Consider the following 24,097-nt stretch of genomic DNA (forward strand, 5'->3'; position numbering starts at 1 on the left):
ATAAAGGTTGCTATTTGGAAGCAAAGCATTTTCATAGCGACGTCATGTAAAGAAAAAAAGAACTTTTTTCGCGACATAGCGTTTTTCTTTCCATCATTCGGATTGTTTGTTAAACTAGTAGACGCAAACTTTAAATAAAGAAGGGTTGAAGGATGGCGAAAGAAGTTTGGCGTTTTATCGATTCTGGATATGGTTCTCCTTCGTTTAATATGGCGATGGATGAGGCGCTTTTAGACTGGCATAGCGAAGGAAAAATTCCGCCAACGATTCGCTTTTACGGCTGGAATCCGCCGACACTATCGATCGGGTATTTTCAAAAAGTAGAAAAAGAAATTGATTTAGAAGCGGTAAAACGGCACGGCCTTGGATTTGTGAGACGCCCGACAGGAGGGCGCGGTGTTCTTCATGATAAAGAGCTGACGTATAGTGTCATCGTTTCCGAAGAGCATCCTAACATGCCGAAAACGGTGACCGAGGCGTACCGGGTGATTTCGCAAGGAATTTTAGAAGGATTTCGCTTTCTAGGACTAAACGCTTATTTTGCTGTGCCAAAAACAGAAGAGGAAAAAGCGGATTTAAGAAGCCCAAGATCGGCTGTCTGTTTTGATGCGCCGTCATGGTACGAGCTCGTCGTCGAAGGACGCAAAATCGCGGGAAGCGCGCAAACGCGGCAAAAAGGAGTTATTTTGCAGCACGGCTCGATTTTGCTGGACTTAGATGAAGATTTGCTTTTCAGCCTGTTTAAATATCCAAACGAACGGGTGAAAGAACGACTGCAGCGCAATTTTAAAAACAAAGCAGTCGCGATTAACGAATTGACTGACCGTAAGATTACGATCGAAGAAGCGAAAGAGGCGTTTTATAAAGGATTTGAAAAAGGACTTGGCATTGTTTTAGAACCGTATACGTTATCGCAAGAAGAAATCGAGTATGTCAACGAATTGGCGCGGACGAAATATGAAAGTGACGAGTGGAATTTCCGGCGTTGATGGGATTGGAGCCATGACAAAAAAGACGGGATTTTCGTTTTTTATGTTTTTTATTTGACAAAATTAAAATATTTTGATCTAAACACAATATATAGTATGATTGTAACAAAAAACATACTATATATTGTTTTTTTATGACTAATATGGTAAGGTAAAAAAGACAGGACATGCAGACAGAAAAACGATGAATAAAAAGAAGAGGAGAGATTCGAGAATGACGGTCGCGTCTTCGGAAAAAATGAAAATTAATATCGAAAAGCTGAACGAGGATATCCGCCTTTTTCCGCAAGTGCATCCGATTACGGCGGACATGAAAATTACACATAAAGGCGTGTCTCGTTTAGTGATGTTAGATCGCTACTCATTTAAAGATACGGAAAAATTGACGCTGGGAGTCGGTGATTTTGTCGTATTGACGATTAAAGAAGATCCAAAGTTTCCAGCGCGTGGGCTTGGCTTTATCGTCGATATCGATTGGGAAGCGAAAAAAGCGAAAGTGCTCGTTGAGGAAGAATATCGGCACGTGCTTGAAGGAGAAGAAGCAGAGACGGGAATCGTCGTCCGCTCGCTTGATATTATCGACAAACCGCTCGAAATTTTTTACGAACAAATTGCCAAACGCAATGCGACAGGCTTGGCAGCTGTTGAAAAAACAGAGGAAAAACGAAAAGAATGGTTTGAAAAGTTTTATCAAGAGCTTGTTAGCTTGAACTTTGTTCCGGCGGGACGCGTATTGTATGGAGCGGGATCCGGGAAAGATGTGACCTATTTTAACTGCTATGTCATGCCGTATATCAAAGATTCGCGCGAAGGCATTTCCGAACATCGCAAACAAGTCATGGAAATTATGAGCCGCGGCGGCGGAGTCGGTACGAACGGTTCGACATTGCGTCCGCGCAACACGTTAGCGCGCGGGGTGAATGGAAAATCGTCCGGATCGGTCTCCTGGCTTGATGACATCGCGAAATTAACCCATCTGGTCGAGCAAGGCGGCTCCCGCCGTGGCGCGCAAATGATCATGCTGGCAGACTGGCATCCGGACATTATCGAATTCATCGTCTCAAAAATGCAAAACCCGCGCATTTTGCGCTACTTAATTGAAAATATGGAAGATGAAGGAATTAAAAAAGCGGCGCAAGATAAATTGAAATTCACGCCGCTTACTGAACGGGAACGCGCGATGTACCAAGCTATCGTCAACTTCAAAAACGTTCCGGGTCACGGCGGCTTCAGTGAAGAAATTATTAAAGAAGCCGAGGAAAAATTGCGGACAGGCGGCACATACACGGTACATAACCCGGACTTTTTAACAGGAGCGAATATTTCCGTCTGCCTGACGAAAGAATTTATGGAAGCCGTCGAAAAAGATGAAGAGTACGAATTGCGCTTCCCGGATGTCGAAACGTATTCGGAAGAAGAAATGCGGATTTACAATGAAAAATGGCATGAAGTCGGCGATGTGCGTGAATGGGAAAAAATGGGCTACCGCGTGCGCGTTTACCGCAAAATTCGTGCTCGCGAACTTTGGAAACTAATTAACATTTGCGCGACGTATTCCGCGGAACCGGGTATTTTCTTCATCGATAACGCCAACGAAATGACGAACGCCCGAGCGTACGGACAAAAGGTGGTTGCGACCAACCCGTGTGGTGAACAACCTCTCGCGCCATATTCCGTCTGCAACCTGGCAGCCATTAACTTGGCAAATATGGTCGATAAAGAAAAGAAAGTCGTCGACTATGAAAAATTAAAACGCACCGTCGAAATTGGTGTAAGAATGCAAGATAACGTCATTGATGCAACGCCATATTTCTTGGAAGAAAACAAAAAACAAGCGCTCGGAGAGCGTCGCATCGGTCTTGGCGTTATGGGATTGGCGGATTTGCTTATTTATTGCGAAAAAGAGTACGGTTCCGAGGAAGGAAACAAACTTGTCGATGAATTGTTCAAAACGATTGCGACGACCGCATACCGCGCTTCCATTGAATTGGCAAAAGAAAAAGGCAGCTTCCCATTCCTTGTCGGAAAAACCGAGGAAGAAACGAAAAAGCTGCGGGAAGCGTTTATTAACACTGGCTATATGAAACGGATGCCAGAAGATATACGCCAAGATATTTTAAAATATGGCATTCGCAATTCGCATTTACTTACTGTCGCTCCGACGGGATCGACTGGAACGATGGTCGGTGTGTCAACTGGTCTTGAGCCGTATTTCTCATTCTCATATTACCGGAGCGGCCGCCTCGGCAAATTTATTGAGGTAAAAGCCGATATTGTTCAGGAATATTTGGACAAACATCCGGAAGCAGACCCGAACAACTTGCCGCACTGGTTTGTGACTGCGATGGATCTATCACCGGAAGCGCATGCCGATGTGCAATGCATCATTCAGCGCTGGGTTGACTCTAGCCTTTCCAAAACGGTCAACGCTCCGAAAGGATATACCGTCGAGCAAGTGCAAAAAGTATATGAACGCTTATGGCGTGGTGGCGCAAAAGGCGGCACTGTGTATGTGGACGGAAGCCGCGACGCGCAAGTATTGACGTTGAAAGCGGAAGAGAACACATTCGAAGAGCAGCTTGAACTTCTTTCGGAAGAGGAAGAGAACAAAGAAACGAAACGCGCCGTTGTTCTCGTCGATACGATTCAAGACTTGCGGGCAACGGACGTAACGATCGGCTCCGAAGTTGGCAACATTTGCCCGGTTTGCCGCGAAGGCACGGTCGAAGAAATCGGCGGCTGCAACACATGCACAAGCTGCGGTGCGCAGCTGAAATGCGGACTGTAAGCAGGACAAAAAGGATGAAACGGAAAGCTGGCTTAGTCGGCTGGACTGAGCCAGCTTTTTTCATTCATAAGAGCGGAGTGACAAAAATATAGTAGTATGAGGCATCATATTGACTAGGGGGAGGATAACAATGCTGATCCATATTGTACAGAGAGGAGAAAACCTATGGGCGATTGCTCAGCGCTACGGAGCGCCGCTCGAGCAGATTGTCACGGCCAATGGACTGAAAGATGCTAATCGCCTCACGATCGGGCAGGCGCTCGTCATTCCCGTTCCATACCGCTATCATACCGTTCGTTCAGGAGAAACGTTATGGACGATCGCCAGGCGATACGGCGTTTCCCTAGATGCGATTGTTCAGGCCAACCGAATCAGCAATCCTTCTGTCATTTACCCGGGAACGGTTCTTCTTATTCCGCCGAGAACACACACGGTGCAGCGCGGAGAAACGCTGTCGCAAATCGCCGAGCGTTATGGGACGACCGTGCAAGACATTCTGCGAGCCAATCGGATTGCCGATCCGAATGTAATTTTCACCGGCATGGTATTAACGATTCCGCATTCTAAGCCGGTCATTGAAGTGAATGCATTTACGATTGATTCAGGGGAACAAGGAGCACAGCAAGTACGGGAAGTAGGACGCCATTTAACGTATGTCTCTTTGTTTGCGTATGCGATCAGAGAAGATGGCGGACTTCAACCGTTCGATGACGCAGCCATCATTCAAGCGGCAACCGCAGAAAGGGTTGTGCCGGTGATGGCGATCACTAATTTTACATATCAAGATCCGGGATCAAGATTGGCGCAGACGATCCTTTCCAATGTACAACTACAAAATCGGCTGCTTGACAACATTGTTCGTACGATGCGGGAAAAAGGATATCGCGGGTTGAATATTGATTTTGAAAACGTCTATCCGACGGATCGCGAGCGGTATAATCAATTTTTGCAGCGTGCTGTGGAGAGGCTTCATCGTGAAGGATACTTTGTTTCGACTTCTCTCGCCCCAAAAACAAGCGGGGAGCAAAAAGGACTGTTATATGAGGCGCATGACTATCCCGCCCATGGGAGAATTGTCGATTTTGTCGTGCTGATGACGTATGAATGGGGATACCGGTTCGGGCCGCCGCAGGCGATTTCCCCGATTCATCAAATTAGAAGAGTGCTTGATTACGCAGTCAGTGTCATTCCAAGAAACAAAATTTTTATGGGGTTTCAAATTTATGCGCGCGACTGGGTGCTTCCGCATGTACAAGGTCAAGAGGCGGAAACATTCAGCCCGCAGGAAGCAGTAGAACGTGCGATCCGCTATGGAGCAGCGATTCAATATGATCCAACCGCCCAATCCCCGTTTTACCGCTATGCCGACAGCCAAGGGAGGACGCATGAAGTGTGGTTTGAGGATGCTCGCAGCGCCCAGGCAAAGTTTGACTTGGTGAAAGAGTACCAATTAAGAGGAATTAGCTATTGGGTGCTCGGTTATTCTTATCCGGAAAATTGGGCGCTGTTAGAGGACAACTTTCACATTCGCAAACGATAATAAGCGGTTTTTTCCAACGAAGGTGCGTGTAATCGTGTCCACTCCGGCGGCACGCGCTTTTTTCGCTTGCGGACATGTGTTTATAGCTGCTGCAATTCGAGCCGTTTCTTTATTTGATGAATTTCCATATCATGTTTTCCGGTTTTTGCGCTTAAATACTCAATATCGATTTTTGCGCTTCTCCAGTCATTGGAAAGCAGTTCAAACATCCGGCGGTGATCGGCCAATTCTTCTTCGATTTTTTTGAAATGGCTTCTTGTTTCAATGATGAAATTGTCTAGTTTTTCTTCCCAGCGTTGTTGCCGCTCTTCTAACCGCTGCTGTTGCTCTTCTAATCGTTGTTGTCGTTCTTCCAATCGTTGCTGTCGCTCTTCCAATCGTTGTTGTCGTTCTTCCAATCGTTGCTGTCGCTCTTCCAACCGCTGCTGTCGTTCTTCCAAGCGAAGTTGATTTTCTTCGAGCCGCTGTTGTCCCTCTTCGAGACGAGCGAGTTGCTCATGAACCGGCTGCAGCTCTTCTTTTAAAACGGAACGAAACAATTCGATTAATTCTTGCGCCATTTTGTGTCCCTCCTTTCTATTGACTCCATTGTACCATTGCCGGAATGGAATGTCATGATGGATAATGGGAGAAAAGAAGTTTTTTAAAAGAGGCGGAGGAGAAATGAATGATTCATCAAATGGGATTGTATGAGAGACCTTTCCGTTCCATCCAATCCGGAAAGAAAACGGTGGAAGTGCGGTTATATGATGAGAAACGTCGCGGCATTCAAGTCGGGGATATCATCGAATTTGTGAAAGTGCCTGATGAAAAGGAAACGGTGAAAATAAAAGTGATGGCATTGCAGCCGTATGAAACGTTTGCCGATATGTATCGCGATATTCCGTTTTCTTTTTTTGACTGTGAAGGATGGACGATAGAGGAAGCGCCGGAGGCAACCTATAACATTTATACGAAAGATAAGGAACGGCAATGGAGGCGTTAGCCATCCATATACAATTGCTGGAGGAATAAAAAACGAGGAGAGAAGACAAAGATGTCGTTAGAAGTTATTTCTGAGCGGTTTCGCCGCTTTGCCATTCGTGAATGCCGAGACTCTAGTGAACTATATGAACAGCTGGCGTTAAACATCGCCGAAGATGAGGAGCTATTGCGCCTTGCTTCAGCCGCTCGAAGCAACCAACCGATTCCGAACTTGCTATTTGGAGCGGTTCATTATTTATTGCTCAAAGGATATATGCATGAGCTGCGCGAATTTTACGGAAGTATAGCCGACCGGCCGCGAAACCCGCAGCATGCTTTCCCTTATTTCCGTGATTTCTGCATCCGCTATCAAGAAGACATTACAGCGATGTTGACAAGTAAACTCGTGCAGACGAATGAGGTTCGGCGTTGTGCGTATTTATATCCTAGTTTTTGTTTTATTTATGACATGGCCAAAAAGCCTTTATCGCTCATTGAAATTGGCACAAGCGCCGGTTTGCTGCTGGCGTGGGACAAGTACCGATACGATTACGGCCTGCACGAGACATACGGAAATCCGCATTCCAATGTTTTGATTACCTCCGAAATTCGCGGAGAGCGTTTGCCATTTTTGCTGCCGAAAAGCCCTCCGGTTGCAGAGCGTATAGGGATTGATTTGCATGTAAATGATTTGCAAAGCGAAGAAGATTGTCTATGGATGCAAGCGCTCATTTGGCCCGAACATAAAGATCGGCGCGAACTGTTTCAAAAAGCCGCCTGCTGCCTGCAGCAAACGCCTGTCCGCCTATTAGAAGGAGATGGAATAGCGCTCTTGCCGAATATCGCGGCAACGATTCCGGAAGATACCGCTTTATGCGTTTTTCATACACATGTAGCCAATCAAATTCCAGACGATGCGAAACATATGTTGCTAGAGCGGATTAAGGAGATCGGTCAAACGAGAGACGTTTTTCATTTATATAACAATATGTGGGATGTGAAATTGCGTCTTGACTACTTTGTTGATGGCAAGGAATACAACAAAATCATAGGGGAAACAGATGGACACGCCCGTTGGTTTCGCTGGGAGCTTGATTGCAGTTAATTTAGCGAAAAGACAGAACAGATCAATCGTTGTCAGACAAATCGTTTAACAATTGATGAAAAAGTTTTGCGGTTAATTGCGCCGGATTTGATAAACCGAATCGCGCAAAACGTCTCTGGCATGTTCAACGCCCTCATCGGAAACGACAACTGTACAGTTTATTTATATATTTTCGAAATGTCCTTCATTTATCTTTCACTGCTGATTGGCAAATTTTTGGGGTGGTGTTGCGCGCCGATCGCCACCGATGGAAGATCTAGGGATACTTTATGGAGGGGGGAGCCTTTTCTAGGTTCCATTTATTCGACAACGGGGGAAAGGTCTCTTCTTTAATTGGGTAAAAATGAAAGACGAGCGAAATTTTTGCACATTATCGATCAACTTTTCGGGTGGGCGAGAAATAATTGCTCGCTCCAATTTTTGTGGAGACAATAGTGAAAGCAATGTTTTTTCCATTTCCGTTCATACTAACTGTGAATATAAACGGAAATGGGGTGGATGGATAGTGAAACCGTTTATTCCGCAGCTTGTCTATTTTGAGCCAGAGGCGCTTTCATATCCGTTAGGAAAAGAGTTGAAAGAGAAATTTGAAAAAATGAATATTGACATTCGCGAAACAACATCGCACAATCAAGTGCGCGGCATTCCGGGAGACAATGAGCTGCAGCGGTACCGCAACGCGAAATCGACGCTTGTCGTCGGGGTAAGGCGGACGTTGAAATTTGACACATCGAAGCCATCAGCGGAGTATGCGATTCCGCTGGCAACCGGCTGCATGGGGCATTGCCATTATTGCTATTTGCAAACAACTTTGGGAAGCAAGCCTTATATTCGCGTCTATGTCAATTTAGACGATATTTTTGCGCAGGCGGAAAAATATATTGACGAGCGTGCTCCACAAATTACCCGCTTTGAGGCGGCGTGTACGTCCGATATTGTCGGAATTGACCATTTGACCCATTCTCTTAAGAAAGCGATCGAGTTTATTGGTGCGACCGAATATGGACGTTTGCGTTTTGTCACGAAATATGAGCATGTCGATCATTTGCTTGATGCGAAACATAACGGAAAAACGCGTTTTCGTTTCAGCGTCAATTCCCGCTATGTCATTAAAAATTTTGAACCGGGAACATCTTCGTTTGATGCGCGATTGGAAGCGGCGAGAAAAGTGGCAAACGCAGGATATCCACTTGGGTTTGTTGTCGCGCCGATTTATATGCATGAAGGCTGGGAAGAAGGGTATTTCGAACTGTTTGAACAGCTGTACGAGCGGCTAGAAGGAATGGATCTGTCGAATTTGACATTTGAATTAATTCAGCACCGATTCACAAAGCCGGCAAAAAAAGTGATACAAAAACGTTATCCAAAAACAAAGCTTGATCTTGACGAAAGCAAACGCAAGTATAAATGGGGACGATACGGAATCGGCAAATATGTGTATCCGGATGACGATGCAAAGCAGCTCGAAATGACAATGCGCCGCTATATCGCCGAATTTTTTCCGGAAGCGGAAGTGCAATATTTTACGTAATTGTTGCCATTTCAAATTCTCATGATATAATGATACTGATTGTTATTTTTTTCTTTACAACGGCTTTACGGGAGGGGGACAAAAATTGCCAACACCAAGCATGGAAGATTATATCGAACAAATTTATATTTTAATCGAAGAGAAAGGATATGCCCGAGTATCCGATATTGCTGAGGCATTGTCCGTGCATCCCTCCTCTGTGACGAAAATGGTGCAAAAATTGGACAAGGACGAATATTTAGTCTACGAAAAATATCGCGGTTTAGTGTTGACGGCGAAAGGGAAAAAAATCGGCAAAAGGCTTGTATACCGTCATGAATTGCTGGAACAATTTATGCGCATTATCGGTGTCGATGAGGAAAATATTTATCATGACGTCGAAGGAATTGAACATCATTTAAGCTGGAATGCGATTGACCGCATCGGCGATTTAGTGCAATATTTCCAAGAGGATCCAAAGCGCATTGAGATGCTTCGCAACATCCAAAAACGGAACGAACAAGCAGAAGAGTAAGGTAAGTCTTACTCTTTTTTATTTTTAATAAATGCGAACATGACCTTTCCTAGTTTTCCGCTATGGGGATGAGAACGAGTGACGAACGGAAAAGTAGGAGATCAAGTTCTAATTATTGTGTGAATTTTCATTTCTTGGTCCAGCGAATTGATGTTTCGGAGAATCAAACTGCTTTTTGCCGTTTCTTTTTACACAAAATTTCGGAGTTAATCAAAGTGGGACACCCTCTCACCAATCGTTCAAGCTTCAATGTTGTGTAAAATCCACTTCCAGTCAGCCAACTTAGCTTTCTGAAAAAATATATCCACATTGTGCTTTTTTACACAAAGTTTCATGCTTCATCCATATTTTTTGCTGAATTTGTTAACGGTGTACTAAATCGCGCGTTTCCCTCTTACATATATACAAACGGCAAGTAAGGGGGAGGAGGCATGGACATTGACATCGTATTTTCCGGCGGCGGGATCAAAGGTTTTGCCCTCATTGGCGCTTACGAAGCAATTGAAGCAAAAGGGCTCCGCTGGAGGCGGCTTGCCGGGACGAGCGCGGGATCGCTCGTTGCCGCGTTGATTGCTGCGGGATATACAAGCAAGGAAATGATCGATTTGCTTGACGAATTGGAGCTCAAGCATTTTCTGGATGAGCGAAAATGCCTTTTTCCTTTTCCGCTATGGAAATGGTTGCGTATTTATTGGCGGATGGGGCTTTATAAAGGAGAGGCGTTTGAACAATGGATAAAGGAGGTGCTGGCGGCGCGCGGCGTCAAAACGTTTGGCGATTTGCCGAAGGAAAGTTTATCTATCGTTGCGTCAGATGTGACGAATGGAAGAATACTTATTTTGCCGGATGATTTGCCGCAATACGGAATGAATCCGGCGACGTTTTCTGTGGCAAAAGCAGTGCGAATGAGCGTTAGCATCCCGTATTTTTTTGAACCAGTAAAATTGCAGACAAGGGAAGGAGGATGCATCGTCGTAGATGGCGGTGTGCTCAGCAATTTTCCGCTTTTTTTATTTGATGAGGAAAAACAGGTGAAAAAAAGGCCCGTGCTTGGCATACAGTTAAGCGTGAAACTCGCGGAAAGACCAAAGCGAAAAATTAACAATGCCATTCAATTGTTTGAAGCGCTTTTTAGCGCTATGAAAGAGGCGCACGACGCCCGCTATATTTCTAGGCGCCACGAAAAAGATATTGTGTTTCTTCCTGTCGAAAATGTTTTTTTCACCGAATTTTCCCTCACTCCAGAAACTAGAGACCGCTTGATTCAATATGGGAGAGAAAGAACTGAACAATTTTTAAAAAAATGGACGTACTAAAAAGGCGGAGTGTGAAAACTTGATTGCTTGCTGGATCGCTTGCCTCACTATTGGCACGCCCTAATTATTGTGCAAAAATTTTTTCTCTATTTGATGATTGACGTTTTTTATACAATTTTTAGACCTTAAATTTGCTATAATGCGTTGGAAATCGCACAGCAAAAATAAAAGAATCAAGCTAGAAAGACGCTCGATTCTTTTTTTTGCCCTTTTTTCCTTCGATGACGGTTAAATGAGTCGTTGCCGTCCGTTTTTTTGGCAGGCGCTTCATTTTTGGAGCCGTGCTTTTTGCTTTTTGTTTTCGAACCGCTTGGGGATGGAGTTTTTTCGATTGGCGAACCGCTTTTAAATAAGCGATATGATCTTTATTGATACGCCGCTTGTAAACGAAATGGTAAAAAACATATATCGCCGCGATCACAAGAACGATGAACATTACGCTGCGAAACAGAGCGGTCGGCTGTTCAAAAATGGTGTATACGAGACCGAACACTCCGAAAAAAAGTGTAATCCCGACAAGCGGATGAATGGAACCGCGTCGCAATAAATCCACCCCCCTTATACCGTTACTGAACTGCTTTTGTTTCGATTTCCATGCTTTCCTCTAAACGGAGCAGCTCTTGAAAGGAAGCAATTGCCACTTCGACTTGGTCATCGGTCGGTTCTTTGGTGGTAAGAAGCTGCAGCCATAAACCAGGATAGCCAAGCCAGCGCAAAACAGGGATATCACGCAATTTATTCGTAAACTGCAACACCTCAAACGAAATGCCGAGCACAACCGGGATGAGAGCGAGCCGGTTGACGACTCTTAACCAAAGAGGATCCGTTGGAACAAACATATACACAAATACGCCGACGATGACAGTAAACAAGATAAAACTGCTACCGCAGCGGTAGTGAAGCCGGGATGAGCGCTGGACGTTCTCTATCGTGAGTGGCAGTCCCGCTTCAAATGCGTTAATCACTTTATGTTCCGCGCCATGATATTGAAAGACGCGTTTGATGATCGGGGTCAAAGAAATGAAGTAAATATAAGCTAGAAGCAAAATGAGTTTAAACATTCCTTCTATGAAAATTTGCGCCATTTTCGTAGGAAACAACGGTTTTAAAAATGCTGCTAAAAATACGGGAACGAGCGTAAAAATCGTTTTGGCAAACAAAAACGACAACACGCCGACAACAGCGACGCCAAGAACGAAGGGAAGCTTTGACGGATGCGCTTTCGCTTCTCGCGTAGCTTCTTCATTTTCGTCCAGTTCATAACGCTCGCTGGCAAACTGCAAATGTTTTGCGCCGTTTGCGCTCGCTTCGATGATCGCAACAATTCCGCGAATAAACGGAATTTTTTTGAGAAAGGCAAGCGTCGGATTCGTTTGGCGCGGCAAACGAAAGTATTCAATGGAACGGTCTTTGCGGCGAATTGCCGTGACAGAATGCGCTTTTCCGGCAAACATGACCCCTTCTACCACTGCCTGGCCGCCGTATATTGGTTTTGTTATGTTTTTCATTGTTGACACCAACCTATTTTTATTTTCTAATTTTATTCTACAAGAATCGTCTAGAAACCTCTAGATTGGTGCAGTAATTATTGTTTCCAAAAATTTCAACGTTTACACATATGATATTACACTTTTTATCGTTATATTCAGTTTATGATCGGTCATACTACTACCTAACAAGGGAGGTGCAAAGCAACATGGCGGAAAATCAGGAGCAATTTGAGCAAAATAAGAGGGAACGTCCGCTGTCTCTTCTGATGAAAGTCGTGATTACCGGATTTGTCGGCGGAGTATTTTGGAGTCTATTAGGATATTTAGCTTACTTTTTTCATTTTACGGAAATCAGCCCAAATATGATTTTAATTCCGTGGGTTGCTGGTGACTGGAAATACGGAAAGCTTGGAAATTATATCGCCATTTTTCTCATCGGATTATTATCTATATTAGTTGCCCTTATTTATTATGCTGTATTAAAACGGATTAAAGGGATGTGGGCAGGAGTTTTGTACGGCTTCGTTTTATGGCTTGCTGTATTTTACGGGCTAAATCCGCTTTTTCCGAACTTGGAAACCGTTGCGCGTTTAGAGCGGAATACGATTATTACGACGCTTTGCTTATACATTTTATACGGGGTTTTCATCGGGTATTCGATTTCGTTCGAAACGCAAGAAATGAACAGGCAAACGCAATCGCCGGAGGCAAATAAGTAGTGGGAGGCGGTGCTTTTTTATGGTAAAATAACAATGTTTAAATATTTTTTCGATTTATTGAAGGGGTTAGGAACATGGCGCATCTTCTTCTCATTAACGGTCCGAACTTGAACCTCCTTGGCAAGCGGGAACCGCATATTTACGGAAGCACTACGCTCGATAGCCTAGAACAGGAGTTAATATCGTTTGCCAATGAACGCGGCGCGGCGTTAACGTGCTTTCAAAGCAATCATGAAGGAGCGATTATTGACCGCATTCACGAGGCGGAAGGAAAATATGACGGAATCATTTTAAACGCCGGCGCGTTTACCCATTACAGCTATGCGATTCGCGACGCGATCGCCAGCATTAGCATCCCAGTGGTGGAAGTACATATTTCCAATATTCACGCGCGCGAGCCGTTTCGCCACCAGTCTGTCATCGCTCCGGTTGTTGCCGGGCAAATTGTTGGGTTTGGGTTAACGGGGTACCGACTAGCTATTTTAGCGTTACTAGAAATAAAGGGAAGAGGAGATGAATAATGGAAAAATTAAAAAAATTACGTGCATCGTTTGCTGAATACGGCATTGACGGAATGCTTGTAACAAATCCGTATAACCGCCGCTACATCACTGGTTTTACAGGGACGGCGGGCGTCGCTGTCATCAGCCAGGACAAAGCGGTGTTTATTACGGATTTCCGCTACGTTGAACAGGCGTCCAAACAAGTGCAAGGTTTTGAAATTGTGAAACATACCGGATCGATCGTCGAAGAAGTCGCAAAGCAAGTCGCCCGCCTCAACATTCAAAAGCTCGGCTTTGAGCAAGAAGACGTTTCTTACGCGACGTTCAAATCATATGAAAAAGCGGTTGGCGCTGAACTCGTTCCAACTTCGCATGTCATTGAAAAGTTACGCTTGATTAAGTCGGAATCAGAGATTAAGATATTAAAGGAAGCGGCGGCAATTGCGGATGCGGCGTTCGAACATATTCTTTCTTTTATCCGACCAGGCGTAAAAGAAATTGAAGTCGCGAATGAGTTAGAATTTTTTATGCGAAAACAAGGTGCGACTTCTTCTTCGTTTGATACGATTGTCGCATCTGGCTATCGCTCCGCATTACCGCACGGAGTGGCAACCGACAAAGTCATCGAAAAAGGGGAACTCGTCACCCTTGATTTTGGCGCATATTACAAAGGGTATTGTTCCGACATTACAAGAACAGTGGCAGTAGGCGAAATTAGCGATGAGCTGAAAACGATTTATAACATTGTGCTTGAGGCGCAATTGCGCGGCATGGAAGGGATTAAGCCGGGGATGACCGGAAAGGAAGCGGATGCGCTTACTCGCGATTACATTGCGGAAAAAGGCTACGGAGATTATTTTGGGCATTCGACTGGCCATGGGATTGGATTGGAGATTCACGAAGGGCCAATGCTATCTGTTCGTTCCGATGTCGTGCTGGCGCCGGGCATGGTCGTCACTGTGGAGCCGGGCATTTACATAGCGGGGCTTGGCGGCGTGCGCATTGAAGATGATACGGTTGTCACCGAAAACGGTAATGAAGCGCTGACTCATTCGCCAAAAGAGCTTATCATTTTATAAACTCATGTGTGGGAGGATTTTAACGGATGATTTCAGTAAACGATTTTCGCACAGGATTAACGATTGAAGTGGATGGCGATATTTGGCGTGTTATTGAATTCCAGCACGTCAAACCTGGTAAAGGGGCGGCGTTTGTCCGTTCAAAACTTCGCAATCTTCGCACGGGCGCGATCCAAGAAAAAACGTTCCGCGCCGGCGAAAAAGTAAACCGCGCGCAAATCGATACGCGCAAAATGCAATATTTATACGCCAACGGCGACCAGCACGTATTTATGGATATGGAAACATACGAGCAAATCGAACTTTCTTCGCAGCAAATTGAATATGAATTGAAATTTTTAAAGGAAAATATGGAAGTTTACATTATGATGTATCAAGGAGAGACAATTGGCGTCGAACTTCCAAACACCGTTGAATTAAAAGTGGTAGAAACAGAGCCGGGCATTAAAGGCGATACTGCTTCTGGCGGATCAAAGCCAGCGAAGCTGGAAACCGGCCTTGTCGTTCAAGTTCCGTTCTTTGTCAACGAAGGCGATACGCTCATTATCAATACGGCGGACGGCACGTACGTTTCCCGTGCCTAACGTTGTTTGCCCCTTGCGCTTGACGCAGGGGCTTTTTTGACTTTTTTCTTTTCGTCGGTGGCGGAGGAATCAATCGGCAAACTATTCGCTTTTTTGCCGTTTAACTTTTTTCTTTTCGTATAAAAGCGATGCGCTAATAAGCATGATGCCAATAAAGATGTAATTCATCGATGTCAACGTCTCTCCCGCCAGCGAAAAAACGTGAAATAGATCAAAAATTCCGAGAACTGCAAATACACACCCAAACGAAAATGTTATTTTCCCGAATAGAGAAAGTTTCCCCATAATTTCCACCTCTTTATTTTTTTGACCTTTTATCCTCCGCTTTTACTTTCATTATGGAACGATTTCCGCAGCCATGTCTATCTATTATCAATTCTTAAGGGCATATTGCACACATAAAAAAATCCTTCTGAAATTCCCTATTCCAGCATATGTTTGTACTAACCATCTATTTGTCACAGGTTGGATGTGCTTCATTCGTTTTGGCGGCGATGATTGCCGTCAGCGTGCTGCGCAATGATTCCAAAAAAGCATTGGCCATCAACGCGTTTTTACGGTGATAATCGCCACGATGACGATCGGTTTGCTTTTCTTTTAGCGGACGAGCTTTCTTTTGCGAAGTTTAGGACGCATTCTTATTCTCAACGGCGTTTAAGTCATAAATTCGTGTTTCGTTCCATACATATGAACTAGTCCAACAGGGAGGGGGATGAAATGCAAGCAATATGGGATATACTTCCAAAAACGATTGCCGCCATATTGCGGCAACAGCCTCCTTCATGGTGTGAACAGATGGAAGAAATTCGCATAAGGGTGCTTCGGCCGTTAGAAATTATCGTGAAAGGAAAGGCACAATTTCTTCCGTATGAAGTGACTCGTGAAGATGGCATGCATTTGCTGAATAAATTGAGCCAGTATTCGATTTATGCAATAGAAGAGGAATTGAAACGCGGATTTATTACCGTACAGGGAGGTCATCGTGTTGGACTAGCAGGAAAAGTAGTTACTGAGGGAGGAAGCGTAAAGGCGATTCGCCATGTGACATCTTTCAATATCCGCATCGCGAAACAGAAAATCGGCATTGCCGAACCGCTTGTGCCGTATGTGTACGACGGGCGCTGGCATAATACGATGATCATCGGTTCGCCGCAGACGGGGAAAACGACGCTGCTGCGCGACGCGGCACGAATGATCAGCACTGGGGTTCGCGCGCAACGCATTCCGTCGCAAAAAGTCGGCATTATTGATGAACGTTCGGAAATTGCTGGATGCGTGAAAGGAATTCCGCAATTTCAGCTCGGAAACCGCGTTGACGTGCTCGATGCGTGCCCGAAAGCAGAAGGAATGATGATGATGATCCGTTCGATGAGCCCGGACGTGCTAATCGTAGATGAAATTGGCCGCTCCGAAGACGGCGAGGCGATTTTAGAAGCGGTGAACGCCGGGGTATGTATATGGACGACGGTTCATGGGAGAAATCGGAAAGATGTGCTGCAGCGTCCGACATTGCGTCCGATTATGGAGCAAGGCGTGTTTGAAAGGTTTGTCGAATTGACAAACGAATATGGACCAGGGACGGTAAGGCGCATTACGGATGCGAGTGGTACGGTGCTGTATGAACGGGCGGTGAAAAGCGGATGAAGCTTGTCGGCGCGATTCTTATTTTGCTGACAACAACGTGGACTGGATTTGAGGCAGCGCGAATGTTGCATGAGCGGCCAAGGCAGCTGCGCCAGTTAAAGGCGGCCTTGCAAGCGTTAGAAGCAGAAATTATGTATGCACATACCCCTTTGTCGGAGGCGGCCTTGCATATTAGCAGGCAAATATCGTTGCCGCTGTCCAAGCTATTTGAACAGTTCGCCGTCAAGTTGCAAGTTGGCGAAACGAGCGTGCAGCAGGCATGGGAAGAAAGTTTGCAAGATGTATGGGAAACGACTGCGCTAAAGCAGGGGGAATTGGAAATTATGAGACAATTCGGAGAAACGCTTGGACAATATGACCGTCATACGCAGCAGAAACAAATCGCGCTGGCGCTCGTTCATTTGGAACGGGAAGAGGCGGATGCGCTCGAAAGGCAGGCGCGTTATGAAAAGATGGCGAAAAGTTTAGGGGTTCTTGCGGGGCTGCTGCTGGTGATTTTATTGATTTGAACGACTTCCAAGGAAATAAGGGTTTCTCGCCTATTATATAACAGGAGGCAGAACGAATGGGCATGGATGTGGACGTTATTTTTAAAATCGCTGGCGTCGGGATTGTCGTCGCATTTTTGCATACAGTGCTGGATCAAATGGGAAAGAAGGAATACGCCCAATGGGTGACGCTTCTTGGCTTTATTTACATTTTATTTATGGTCGCTTCGATTGTCAGCGATTTGTTTCAAAAAATTAAAGATGTGTTTTTGTTTCAAGGCTAGGGGGGAGCGACGATTGAAATTTTGCAAATTGTCGGTCTTGGCTTAATTGCAACGTTTTTAGTGGTGTTATTAAAAGAACAAAAATCGGGTGTGGCATTTTTGCTAACGGTATTTGTCGGATGCGTTATTTTCCTTTTTCTTGTTGATCAAATTGGCGAGATTTTGCGCATGCTGCAAAAAATAGCGACTGATACAAAAATCAATATGGTTTATTTTGAAACGATTTTAAAAATTATTGGCATTGCTTATATTGCCGAATTTGCTGCGCAAATTTCGCGTGATGCCGGTCAAGGGGCAATCGCTTCCAAAATTGAGCTTGGCGGAAAAATTATTATTTTGGCGTTGGCTATTCCCATTTTAACGGCAATTATTGAAACGGTAATCGGTTTCATTCCTTTGACGTAACCAGAATAGGAGGTGATCGATTGAAGGTGAAGGCAGCAGCGGTAATCGGCCTATTTTTCTTCTTTTTTTCTCCATTTATGGTACAAGCTTCTTCGCCGAATGATCAACTTGTGCAAAAGCAAATGGAACAGCTCGATGTAAGTGAAATTCGTCAATATTGGGAAGAAATTGCCACAAAATATGGGGGGTTTTTGCCGGAAAGCCAAAGAGGGTCGCTCACCGAATTTTTAAGCGGAGAAAAGCAATTATCGCTAAAAGAATGGCTGATTGCGTTTGCGAAATTTCTTTTTTATGAATTGCAGACAAATGGAAAGCTATTAGGCACATTAATTTTATTAACGGTGTTTAGCATAGTGCTGCAATCATTGCAAAATGCGTTTGCGCAGCAGGCCGTCAGCAAAGTTGCTTATGCGGTTGTTTACATGGTGCTTATGATCATTGCGTTAAATAGTTTCCGGATCGCGATCGATTACGCATTAGACGCTGTCCAGACGATGAGTCATTTTATGATCGCGATGATCCCGCTGCTCTTGGCGCTATTAGCTTCTTCAGGGGGAGTAATATCCGCGGCGTTTTTCCATCCCATTATTCTTTTTCTGATGAATACAACAGGAACGATTGTCGAATACGTAACGTTGCCTCTTTTGTTTTTGGCGGCGCTTTTAAATATTGTCAGCACGTTAACCGACCATTATAAAGTAACGCAGCTTGCCGAATTGCTGACGAAAGTTAGCGTTGGGATACTTGGGGCAATTTTGACGGTTTTCCTTGGCGTCATGTCCGTGAAAGGAGCGACGTCAGCGATTGCCGACGGCATTGCGTTGCGGACGGCAAAATTTGTAACGGGAAACTTTATCCCGGTTGTTGGAAAAATGTTTACCGATGCGGCCGATACCGTTGTGACCGCCTCCATGTTATTGAAAAATACGGTCGGCATCGTCGGTGTTGCCATTTTATTAATCATCGCAGCGTTTCCAGCACTGAAAATTTTTGCTATCGCGCTTGTTTACAAGGTTTCTGCAGCGGTCATGCAGCCGCTCGGAGGGGGGCCGGTCATTTCTTGCCTTAGCATCATGAGCAAAAGCATTGCGTATGTTTTCGCTTCTCTTGCTATCGTATCGCTTATGTTTTTTCTTAGTTTAGCCGTTATCATCACGGCTGGGAACATCACGATGATGGTTCGTTAGAGGAGGAAAGTCATGCAGGTCGTGATCGAGTGGGTTACGAACATTCTCGTTTTCATTTTATTTGCTACGATGATTGATTTGCTGCTTCCATCTAGCAATATGCAAAAATACGTGAAAATGGTCGTTGGACTTATTTTGCTTTTGCTTATGTTGTCTCCGATTTTAAAGTTATTTTCCATCGATCCGGATCGCCTCATCGCTTCTGTCATATCGGAAAGAGGAAATCAACAAGAGATGATGAAAAATGAAATCGAAATGAAGAAAAAAGAAATACAAGCCTCACAACGTGCATATATTTTAGAACAAATGGCTGTCCAGATGAAAAACGAAGTGGATGAGGAGTTGATGAAAAAATATGGATTAAGCGTGGAGGACGTTTCTCTGCAAACAAAAGAAAAAGAAAATTTGCAAATCCCGGAAGATATTGAAACGATTGAAGTATTGCTGGCAAAACAAGAGAAACTGGGAGAAATTCAGCCCGTTATTATTGACGCGTCAACGCCGATGGATGAACTAGACCACGCCCAACGACTTGAAAAAGAGATACGCGCATTGTTAGCAACCAAATGGGAAATAAACGAAAATAAAATCGCTGTGCAAATAAAGGGGAGGGAATGGGGGGATGCTCGACTTCATTAAACGATTGTTTTTGCCTGCGAAAAAAGAAACGGGGGAACAGAAACGAACGCCGTTTTCGTACATGTTTCTTTTATTATTAGCAGGGATAGCGTTAATGGTAATGAGCCATTTTGCCAAGGAAGAGAAGGTCGTATCCACCAATAAAGGAAAGGTAGAAGAGCATGTGCAACAGGCGGAACCAGTGTTTGGGCAAAAACAAGATGCAAAGTCCAAAATTATCGCCGCTTATGAACAACGTTATGAAGAACAGCTGAAAACCGCGCTCGAGGCGATCGAAGGGGTTGAAGATGTGACAGTTGTTGTCAATATTGATACGACGGAAACGAAAATATTGGAGAAAAACCGCGTCACGCAACATCAAACAACGGAGGAAACGGATCGCGAAGGCGGAAAGCGAAAAATTGAAAACCAGTCTATTAACGAAGAAGTGGTTGTCATCCGCGATGGTGACCGCGAAACGCCGATTGTGTTAACGACGAAAAAACCGGAAATTCGCGGAGTGTTGGTAGTGGCGAAAGGTGCTGATAATTTACAAATAAAAAAGTGGATTGTCGAGGCAGTTACGCGGGTTTTAAATGTTCCAAGCTATCGTGTTGCGGTATTGCCGAAAAAATAATGTGTTTGTGGGGGAGGATCGTTATATGTTAAAGAGACAAACTGTTTGGCTGTTAACGATGCTAAGTTTAGTCGTTGTTTTATCCGTTTATTATGTAACAGCGCCAAAAGACACGAATGACCATATCGCTTTTATGAATAATGAAAATGTGGCGAAACAACAAGCAGATGATAAAGAAAAAGCGGATGTGGCCGTGGAGGAAATGGAAACGAAAGGCGGAAATGTTGCTTCCAGCGAATCGAGCGATGACGTATTTACTGCTCTTCGCATGCAAATTGAGGATGAACGAAGCCGGTTGCGCGACCAATTAAATGACATTGTCGCTTCCGCAAATGCTACTGCACAGCAAAAAAGCGACGCGCTTGATAAGATTGAAAAGCTAGAAGCGCTAGCGGAAAAAGAAGCGACATTAGAAACATTGATCAAATCAAAAGGAGGCTATGATGATGTGCTCGTCCGCGCTGACGATGACAAAGTGCGCGTGACGATTAAAGCAAAAAATCATTCTGCAAAATCTGCCAATGATGTGATTCATATAGTAAAAAGTGAAATTCCGGAAGTCGATGTTGTGAATGTCGAATTCCAGCCAGCTGGATGACGAAAAATAGCTGCTCTATAAAGGGCAGCTTGTTTTTATGATAAAAAACCGTTTTATTGTATAATCATTATGTGTATAATCGTTATGAGTAGATTTTATAACTACCTTTTAAAAATAGTGGATAACCTCTTTTATAATCTGAACTGGAAAGAAAGGTGTGGGGAATATGAAAATCCAGGAAATTCGCGAACTTATTCGTTTAATTGATCAGTCAAGCATCGAAGAATTTATTTATGAGCATGATGGAACAAAAGTACATATGAAAAAACCGACGGCCGTAGCACCAGTTCAGGCGGCGGTTACGCCTGCGGTCGAACACACGGTAAAACCGGCAACGGAGGAAGTAAAACCGCAAGCGCCAACGCAACCGGTTGCTCCACCGACGGAAGCAAAACCGCAAGAATTGCCGAAGCAAGAAGTGAAAAATACAGAAAATTTACATAAAATCACTTCGCCGATGGTCGGTACATTTTACGCAGCTCCATCTCCAGACGCGCCTCCGTATGTAAAAGTGGGCGATAAAGTGAAAACAGATACGGTCGTTTGCATTATCGAAGCGATGAAGTTGTTTAACGAAATTGAAGCCGAAGTAAACGGAGAAATCGTTGAAGTGCTTGTCGAAAATGGTCAGCTTGTTGAGTACGGACAACCTCTATTTCTTGTGAAACCGGAATAAGGGAGAGAACGAGCGATGATTAAAAAAGTGTTAATTGCCAACCGCGGGGAAATCGCCGTTCGAATTATTCGTGCTTGCAAAGAGCTTGGAATCGAAACGGTTGCCGTTTTTTCAGAAGCGGATCGCGACGCGCTCCATGTACAGCTCGCAGACGAAGCGTATTGCATTGGTCCAACAGCATCAAAAGAAAGTTATTTAAACTTTACCAATATTATGAGTGTGGCCACATTGACGGGGTGTGACGCCATCCATCCAGGGTACGGGTTTTTAGCGGAAAATGCCGCGTTTGCCGAGCTATGCCGCGAATGCAACATCACGTTTATCGGCCCGAGCCCGGAAGCGATTACGAAGATGGGGATTAAAGATGTTGCCCGTGAGACGATGCGGGAAGCTGGCGTGCCAATCGTCCCTGGTTCGCAAGGAATTATCGAGAGTGTGGACGAAGCGATTGCGTTGGCGGACGAAATCGGTTATCCAGTTATCATTAAAGCGACGGCAGGCGGAGGCGGAAAAGGAATCCGTGTTGCGAGAAATGAACAAGAGCTCGTGAAAGGAATTAACATTACACAGCAAGAAGCGGCCACCGCGTTTGGCAACCCGGGGGTATACATTGAAAAATATATTGAAGATTTCCGCCATGTGGAAATCCAAGTGCTTGCGGATTCTTATGGAAACGTCATTCACCTAGGCGAGCGCGATTGCTCGATCCAGCGCCGCCTGCAAAAGCTTGTCGAGGAAGCGCCATCGCCGGCACTCGATGAGGAAACGCGCCAAAAAATGGGGCAAGCGGCGGTGCAAGCGGCGCGCGCCGTCAATTATACCGGCGCTGGAACAGTGGAATTTATTTTTGATTATCATGCGAAAAAATTTTATTTTATGGAAATGAACACGCGCATTCAAGTAGAGCACCCTGTTACGGAATTAATTACAGGGATCGATTTGATTAAAGAACAAATTCGCATCGCTTCGGGGGAAAAGCTGTCGCTTACCCAAGACGAAGTAACGTTCAACGGATGGGCGATTGAATGCCGGATCAACGCGGAGAATCCGGAGAAAAACTTTATGCCATCACCGGGGAAAATCAACATGTATTTGCCTCCCGGCGGTTTAGGCGTCCGGGTTGACTCCGCGGCATATCCGGGTTATACGATTCCGCCTTATTACGATTCAATGATTGCGAAATTGATCGTACACGCTCCTACCCGTGAAGAGGCGATCGCCCGCATGAAGCGAGCGTTAAGCGAGTTTATCATTGACGGCATTCATACAACGATTCCGTTCCACATAAAATTATTTGAGCACGAAAAATTCGTAAAAGGCGAGTTTAATACGAAATTTCTTGAGTTATATGATATTATGAAGTCATAACGGGAGGTGTTGTGTACGATGTCAGAACATATTTTTGAGATGGAGCAGGAACAAGGCGGATTAGGAAAAGTGGAAATCGCGCCAGAGGTCATTGAAGTTATCGCCGGCATCGCCGCAAGCGAAGTGGAAGGAATTGCGCAAATGCGCGGGAACTTTGCTGCCGGCGTTGTCGAACGCTTTGGAAAGAAAAATCATGGAAAAGGTGTAAAAGTCGATTTAAGAGAAGAAGGAGTTGCGATCGATATTTATTGTCTCGTTCAATTCGGCGTTTCGATTCCGAACGTGGCGAAAAAAGTCCAAGAAAACGTTCGCCAAGCTCTCTTTAACATGACGGGGCTAGAAACGAGCGAAGTGAACGTCCATATTGTCGGCATTCAGTTTGACGCAGGAAAGCAAGAGCAAGAAGCGGGACAATGAACAAATAAAGGTGAAGGGGCGCATTCGCTTAGCGTGGTGCCCCTTTGTATTTTTGCGGAAAGTTTGTTATTGTAATGAACGAGCCTTTTTTTATTGCAAGGGAGATGCAGGGGGCAAAGGAAAGCTTCGGTTTTGGCGCAGGGGCAGGCGGAGAATAAACCGCAATGATTTGTGCCAACGGCAGTATCGTTTATCCGAAAAATGTGGTATGATCATCATATAAATGTTCGTGTTTAAGGAAGGAGGCGAAAATGATGAAGAGGCATGAAGCGCGGGAAAAGGCGCTGCAGGCGCTATTTCAAATTGATGTCGGCCGCATTCCTCCTGAGGAGGCGCTGCAAAACGTAGCGGGCGGTGAAGAGGTCGATTCGTTTTTGCGGCAGCTTGTCTTTGGCGTTACGGATCATCAAGAAGAAATCGATGAATTGCTGCGTGCCAATTTGGAAAAATGGACGTTGGAGCGTGTCGCCAACGTTGACCGCGCGATTTTGCGAATGGCGACATATGAAATGAAATACCTTGACGATATTCCTGTCAAAGTGAGTTTAGATGAGGCGGTCGAATTAGCAAAAAAATTTGGCGATACGAAATCAGGCCGTTTTGTCAACGGCGTGCTTTCGAAAGTGAAAGATGCGTTACATATTCAAGAATAGA

28 protein-coding genes are annotated in these 24,097 nt (G+C 44.8%); 24 read left to right on the forward strand and 4 right to left on the reverse strand.

Annotated features, from left to right (window positions below):
* Window positions 1-152: 152 nt before the first annotated feature.
* From MWM02_RS05795 to MWM02_RS05805, 3 genes are all read left to right on the forward strand, one after another.
* Window positions 153-989, forward strand: coding sequence for a lipoate--protein ligase family protein (locus MWM02_RS05795; RefSeq protein ID WP_064549909.1), 837 nt, complete (start codon window positions 153-155; stop codon window positions 987-989).
* Between the two features lie 214 nt (window positions 990-1,203).
* Complete coding sequence (locus tag MWM02_RS05800) at window positions 1,204-3,777, forward strand: vitamin B12-dependent ribonucleotide reductase (protein ID WP_064549910.1); 2,574 nt, start codon at window positions 1,204-1,206, stop codon at window positions 3,775-3,777.
* Between the two features lie 130 nt (window positions 3,778-3,907).
* Entirely contained in the window at window positions 3,908-5,317 is a 1,410-nt protein-coding gene (locus MWM02_RS05805) for a glycoside hydrolase family 18 protein (RefSeq protein WP_244403146.1), read from the forward strand.
* 80 nt (window positions 5,318-5,397) lie between these two features.
* Here MWM02_RS05805 and MWM02_RS05810 read toward each other — a convergent pair whose 3' ends face one another.
* Window positions 5,398-5,877 carry a hypothetical protein gene (locus MWM02_RS05810; protein WP_244403148.1) on the reverse strand — a complete coding sequence of 160 codons (480 nt, stop codon included), beginning with the start codon at window positions 5,875-5,877 and terminating at the stop codon, window positions 5,398-5,400.
* A gap of 107 nt (window positions 5,878-5,984) precedes the next feature.
* On the opposite strand from MWM02_RS05810, the gene MWM02_RS05815 reads away from it, so the two are divergent.
* From MWM02_RS05815 to MWM02_RS05835, 5 genes are all read left to right on the forward strand, one after another.
* Window positions 5,985-6,302, forward strand: a complete 318-nt coding sequence (locus tag MWM02_RS05815) for an ASCH domain-containing protein (protein ID WP_064549913.1) — start codon at window positions 5,985-5,987, stop codon at window positions 6,300-6,302.
* 51 nt (window positions 6,303-6,353) lie between these two features.
* Entirely contained in the window at window positions 6,354-7,385 is a 1,032-nt protein-coding gene (locus MWM02_RS05820) for a DUF2332 domain-containing protein (protein WP_064549914.1), read from the forward strand.
* A gap of 505 nt (window positions 7,386-7,890) precedes the next feature.
* Window positions 7,891-8,916 (forward strand): spore photoproduct lyase, encoded by a 1,026-nt coding sequence (gene splB / locus MWM02_RS05825; protein ID WP_064549915.1) that lies wholly within the window; start codon window positions 7,891-7,893, stop codon window positions 8,914-8,916.
* Window positions 8,917-9,001: 85 nt separating this feature from the next.
* On the forward strand, window positions 9,002-9,430 hold the full coding sequence (mntR, locus tag MWM02_RS05830; protein ID WP_064549916.1) for a transcriptional regulator MntR: 429 nt from the start codon (window positions 9,002-9,004) through the stop codon (window positions 9,428-9,430).
* Between the two features lie 431 nt (window positions 9,431-9,861).
* Window positions 9,862-10,746, forward strand: a complete 885-nt coding sequence (locus MWM02_RS05835) for a patatin-like phospholipase family protein (RefSeq protein ID WP_064549917.1) — start codon at window positions 9,862-9,864, stop codon at window positions 10,744-10,746.
* Window positions 10,747-10,924: 178 nt separating this feature from the next.
* On the opposite strand, the gene MWM02_RS05840 is transcribed toward MWM02_RS05835, so the two are convergent.
* Complete coding sequence (locus tag MWM02_RS05840; protein ID WP_064549918.1) at window positions 10,925-11,290, reverse strand: SA1362 family protein; 366 nt, start codon at window positions 11,288-11,290, stop codon at window positions 10,925-10,927.
* Window positions 11,291-11,312: 22 nt separating this feature from the next.
* A complete protein-coding gene (locus tag MWM02_RS05845; RefSeq protein ID WP_244403149.1) occupies window positions 11,313-12,254 on the reverse strand; it encodes a DUF1385 domain-containing protein in 942 nt (313 codons plus the stop codon).
* A 188-nt stretch (window positions 12,255-12,442) separates the two neighbouring features.
* On the opposite strand from MWM02_RS05845, the gene MWM02_RS05850 reads away from it, so the two are divergent.
* From MWM02_RS05850 to efp, 4 genes are all read left to right on the forward strand, one after another.
* Window positions 12,443-12,955, forward strand: coding sequence for a YqhR family membrane protein (locus MWM02_RS05850; protein ID WP_244403150.1), 513 nt, complete (start codon window positions 12,443-12,445; stop codon window positions 12,953-12,955).
* Window positions 12,956-13,029: 74 nt separating this feature from the next.
* The gene (gene aroQ / locus MWM02_RS05855; RefSeq protein ID WP_064549921.1) at window positions 13,030-13,476 is read left to right on the forward strand and encodes a type II 3-dehydroquinate dehydratase; all 447 of its coding nucleotides are present in this window, start codon (window positions 13,030-13,032) and stop codon (window positions 13,474-13,476) included.
* Window positions 13,476-14,537: a M24 family metallopeptidase gene (locus MWM02_RS05860; protein WP_064549922.1), complete on the forward strand. Its 1,062-nt coding sequence runs from the start codon at window positions 13,476-13,478 to the stop codon at window positions 14,535-14,537. Before aroQ ends, MWM02_RS05860 begins: the two co-directional genes overlap by 1 nt.
* Window positions 14,538-14,563: 26 nt before the next feature.
* Entirely contained in the window at window positions 14,564-15,121 is a 558-nt protein-coding gene (efp, locus tag MWM02_RS05865; RefSeq protein WP_003249231.1) for an elongation factor P, read from the forward strand.
* 81 nt (window positions 15,122-15,202) lie between these two features.
* Here the strand turns inward: efp and MWM02_RS05870 are convergent, their stop codons facing one another.
* On the reverse strand, window positions 15,203-15,406 hold the full coding sequence (locus MWM02_RS05870) for a hypothetical protein (RefSeq protein WP_244403151.1): 204 nt from the start codon (window positions 15,404-15,406) through the stop codon (window positions 15,203-15,205).
* A 432-nt stretch (window positions 15,407-15,838) separates the two neighbouring features.
* Here MWM02_RS05870 and spoIIIAA point away from each other — a divergent pair, with 432 nt between their 5' ends.
* The 12 genes from spoIIIAA to nusB all read left to right on the forward strand — a co-directional run bounded on the left by spoIIIAA (window position 15,839) and on the right by nusB (window position 24,096).
* Complete coding sequence (spoIIIAA, locus tag MWM02_RS05875) at window positions 15,839-16,765, forward strand: stage III sporulation protein AA (RefSeq protein WP_064549924.1); 927 nt, start codon at window positions 15,839-15,841, stop codon at window positions 16,763-16,765.
* Window positions 16,762-17,274: a stage III sporulation protein SpoIIIAB gene (spoIIIAB, locus tag MWM02_RS05880; protein WP_064549925.1), complete on the forward strand. Its 513-nt coding sequence runs from the start codon at window positions 16,762-16,764 to the stop codon at window positions 17,272-17,274. The genes spoIIIAA and spoIIIAB overlap by 4 nt, the downstream gene beginning before the upstream one ends.
* Before the next feature lie 56 nt (window positions 17,275-17,330).
* Window positions 17,331-17,537: a stage III sporulation protein AC gene (gene spoIIIAC / locus MWM02_RS05885; RefSeq protein WP_064549926.1), complete on the forward strand. Its 207-nt coding sequence runs from the start codon at window positions 17,331-17,333 to the stop codon at window positions 17,535-17,537.
* A 21-nt stretch (window positions 17,538-17,558) separates the two neighbouring features.
* Window positions 17,559-17,942, forward strand: coding sequence for a stage III sporulation protein AD (gene spoIIIAD / locus MWM02_RS05890; protein WP_244403152.1), 384 nt, complete (start codon window positions 17,559-17,561; stop codon window positions 17,940-17,942).
* Between the two features lie 20 nt (window positions 17,943-17,962).
* Complete coding sequence (gene spoIIIAE / locus MWM02_RS05895) at window positions 17,963-19,129, forward strand: stage III sporulation protein AE (protein WP_256462205.1); 1,167 nt, start codon at window positions 17,963-17,965, stop codon at window positions 19,127-19,129.
* A gap of 12 nt (window positions 19,130-19,141) precedes the next feature.
* A complete protein-coding gene (spoIIIAF, locus tag MWM02_RS05900) occupies window positions 19,142-19,768 on the forward strand; it encodes a stage III sporulation protein AF (RefSeq protein ID WP_064549929.1) in 627 nt (208 codons plus the stop codon).
* The gene (spoIIIAG, locus tag MWM02_RS05905) at window positions 19,752-20,384 is read left to right on the forward strand and encodes a stage III sporulation protein AG (RefSeq protein ID WP_244403153.1); all 633 of its coding nucleotides are present in this window, start codon (window positions 19,752-19,754) and stop codon (window positions 20,382-20,384) included. The genes spoIIIAF and spoIIIAG overlap by 17 nt, the downstream gene beginning before the upstream one ends.
* Window positions 20,385-20,409: 25 nt before the next feature.
* The gene (locus MWM02_RS05910; RefSeq protein ID WP_064549931.1) at window positions 20,410-20,982 is read left to right on the forward strand and encodes a SpoIIIAH-like family protein; all 573 of its coding nucleotides are present in this window, start codon (window positions 20,410-20,412) and stop codon (window positions 20,980-20,982) included.
* A gap of 166 nt (window positions 20,983-21,148) precedes the next feature.
* The gene (gene accB / locus MWM02_RS05915) at window positions 21,149-21,658 is read left to right on the forward strand and encodes an acetyl-CoA carboxylase biotin carboxyl carrier protein (protein WP_064549932.1); all 510 of its coding nucleotides are present in this window, start codon (window positions 21,149-21,151) and stop codon (window positions 21,656-21,658) included.
* A gap of 15 nt (window positions 21,659-21,673) precedes the next feature.
* Complete coding sequence (accC, locus tag MWM02_RS05920) at window positions 21,674-23,026, forward strand: acetyl-CoA carboxylase biotin carboxylase subunit (RefSeq protein WP_064549933.1); 1,353 nt, start codon at window positions 21,674-21,676, stop codon at window positions 23,024-23,026.
* Window positions 23,027-23,044: 18 nt separating this feature from the next.
* Window positions 23,045-23,443 carry an Asp23/Gls24 family envelope stress response protein gene (locus tag MWM02_RS05925; RefSeq protein WP_064549934.1) on the forward strand — a complete coding sequence of 133 codons (399 nt, stop codon included), beginning with the start codon at window positions 23,045-23,047 and terminating at the stop codon, window positions 23,441-23,443.
* A 254-nt stretch (window positions 23,444-23,697) separates the two neighbouring features.
* The gene (gene nusB / locus MWM02_RS05930) at window positions 23,698-24,096 is read left to right on the forward strand and encodes a transcription antitermination factor NusB (RefSeq protein WP_064549935.1); all 399 of its coding nucleotides are present in this window, start codon (window positions 23,698-23,700) and stop codon (window positions 24,094-24,096) included.
* The last annotated feature ends 1 nt before the right edge of the window (window position 24,097 follow it).

The organism is Parageobacillus sp. KH3-4 (genome assembly GCF_022846435.1).
Classification (GTDB): domain Bacteria; phylum Bacillota; class Bacilli; order Bacillales; family Anoxybacillaceae; genus Parageobacillus; species Parageobacillus thermoglucosidasius_A.

What these genes read in the sequence shown, in the direction of transcription:
- MWM02_RS05925 (WP_064549934.1), top strand. Translation starts at nt 23,045, where the DNA reads ATGTCAGAACATATTTTTGAGATGGAGCAGGAACAAGGCGGATTAGGA.
- MWM02_RS05845 (WP_244403149.1), bottom strand. Translation starts at nt 12,254, where the DNA reads ATGAAAAACATAACAAAACCAATATACGGCGGCCAGGCAGTGGTAGAA.
- MWM02_RS05860 (WP_064549922.1), top strand. Translation starts at nt 13,476, where the DNA reads ATGGAAAAATTAAAAAAATTACGTGCATCGTTTGCTGAATACGGCATT.
- MWM02_RS05795 (WP_064549909.1), top strand. Translation starts at nt 153, where the DNA reads ATGGCGAAAGAAGTTTGGCGTTTTATCGATTCTGGATATGGTTCTCCT.
- MWM02_RS05910 (WP_064549931.1), top strand. Translation starts at nt 20,410, where the DNA reads ATGTTAAAGAGACAAACTGTTTGGCTGTTAACGATGCTAAGTTTAGTC.
- spoIIIAA (WP_064549924.1), top strand. Translation starts at nt 15,839, where the DNA reads ATGCAAGCAATATGGGATATACTTCCAAAAACGATTGCCGCCATATTG.
- accC (WP_064549933.1), top strand. Translation starts at nt 21,674, where the DNA reads ATGATTAAAAAAGTGTTAATTGCCAACCGCGGGGAAATCGCCGTTCGA.
- MWM02_RS05800 (WP_064549910.1), top strand. Translation starts at nt 1,204, where the DNA reads ATGACGGTCGCGTCTTCGGAAAAAATGAAAATTAATATCGAAAAGCTG.
- spoIIIAB (WP_064549925.1), top strand. Translation starts at nt 16,762, where the DNA reads ATGAAGCTTGTCGGCGCGATTCTTATTTTGCTGACAACAACGTGGACT.
- MWM02_RS05850 (WP_244403150.1), top strand. Translation starts at nt 12,443, where the DNA reads ATGGCGGAAAATCAGGAGCAATTTGAGCAAAATAAGAGGGAACGTCCG.
- spoIIIAC (WP_064549926.1), top strand. Translation starts at nt 17,331, where the DNA reads ATGGGCATGGATGTGGACGTTATTTTTAAAATCGCTGGCGTCGGGATT.
- nusB (WP_064549935.1), top strand. Translation starts at nt 23,698, where the DNA reads ATGAAGAGGCATGAAGCGCGGGAAAAGGCGCTGCAGGCGCTATTTCAA.
- MWM02_RS05810 (WP_244403148.1), bottom strand. Translation starts at nt 5,877, where the DNA reads ATGGCGCAAGAATTAATCGAATTGTTTCGTTCCGTTTTAAAAGAAGAG.
- efp (WP_003249231.1), top strand. Translation starts at nt 14,564, where the DNA reads ATGATTTCAGTAAACGATTTTCGCACAGGATTAACGATTGAAGTGGAT.
- MWM02_RS05815 (WP_064549913.1), top strand. Translation starts at nt 5,985, where the DNA reads ATGATTCATCAAATGGGATTGTATGAGAGACCTTTCCGTTCCATCCAA.
- MWM02_RS05820 (WP_064549914.1), top strand. Translation starts at nt 6,354, where the DNA reads ATGTCGTTAGAAGTTATTTCTGAGCGGTTTCGCCGCTTTGCCATTCGT.
- accB (WP_064549932.1), top strand. Translation starts at nt 21,149, where the DNA reads ATGAAAATCCAGGAAATTCGCGAACTTATTCGTTTAATTGATCAGTCA.
- aroQ (WP_064549921.1), top strand. Translation starts at nt 13,030, where the DNA reads ATGGCGCATCTTCTTCTCATTAACGGTCCGAACTTGAACCTCCTTGGC.
- spoIIIAF (WP_064549929.1), top strand. Translation starts at nt 19,142, where the DNA reads ATGCAGGTCGTGATCGAGTGGGTTACGAACATTCTCGTTTTCATTTTA.
- MWM02_RS05870 (WP_244403151.1), bottom strand. Translation starts at nt 15,406, where the DNA reads ATGGGGAAACTTTCTCTATTCGGGAAAATAACATTTTCGTTTGGGTGT.
- spoIIIAG (WP_244403153.1), top strand. Translation starts at nt 19,752, where the DNA reads ATGCTCGACTTCATTAAACGATTGTTTTTGCCTGCGAAAAAAGAAACG.
- MWM02_RS05835 (WP_064549917.1), top strand. Translation starts at nt 9,862, where the DNA reads ATGGACATTGACATCGTATTTTCCGGCGGCGGGATCAAAGGTTTTGCC.
- MWM02_RS05805 (WP_244403146.1), top strand. Translation starts at nt 3,908, where the DNA reads ATGCTGATCCATATTGTACAGAGAGGAGAAAACCTATGGGCGATTGCT.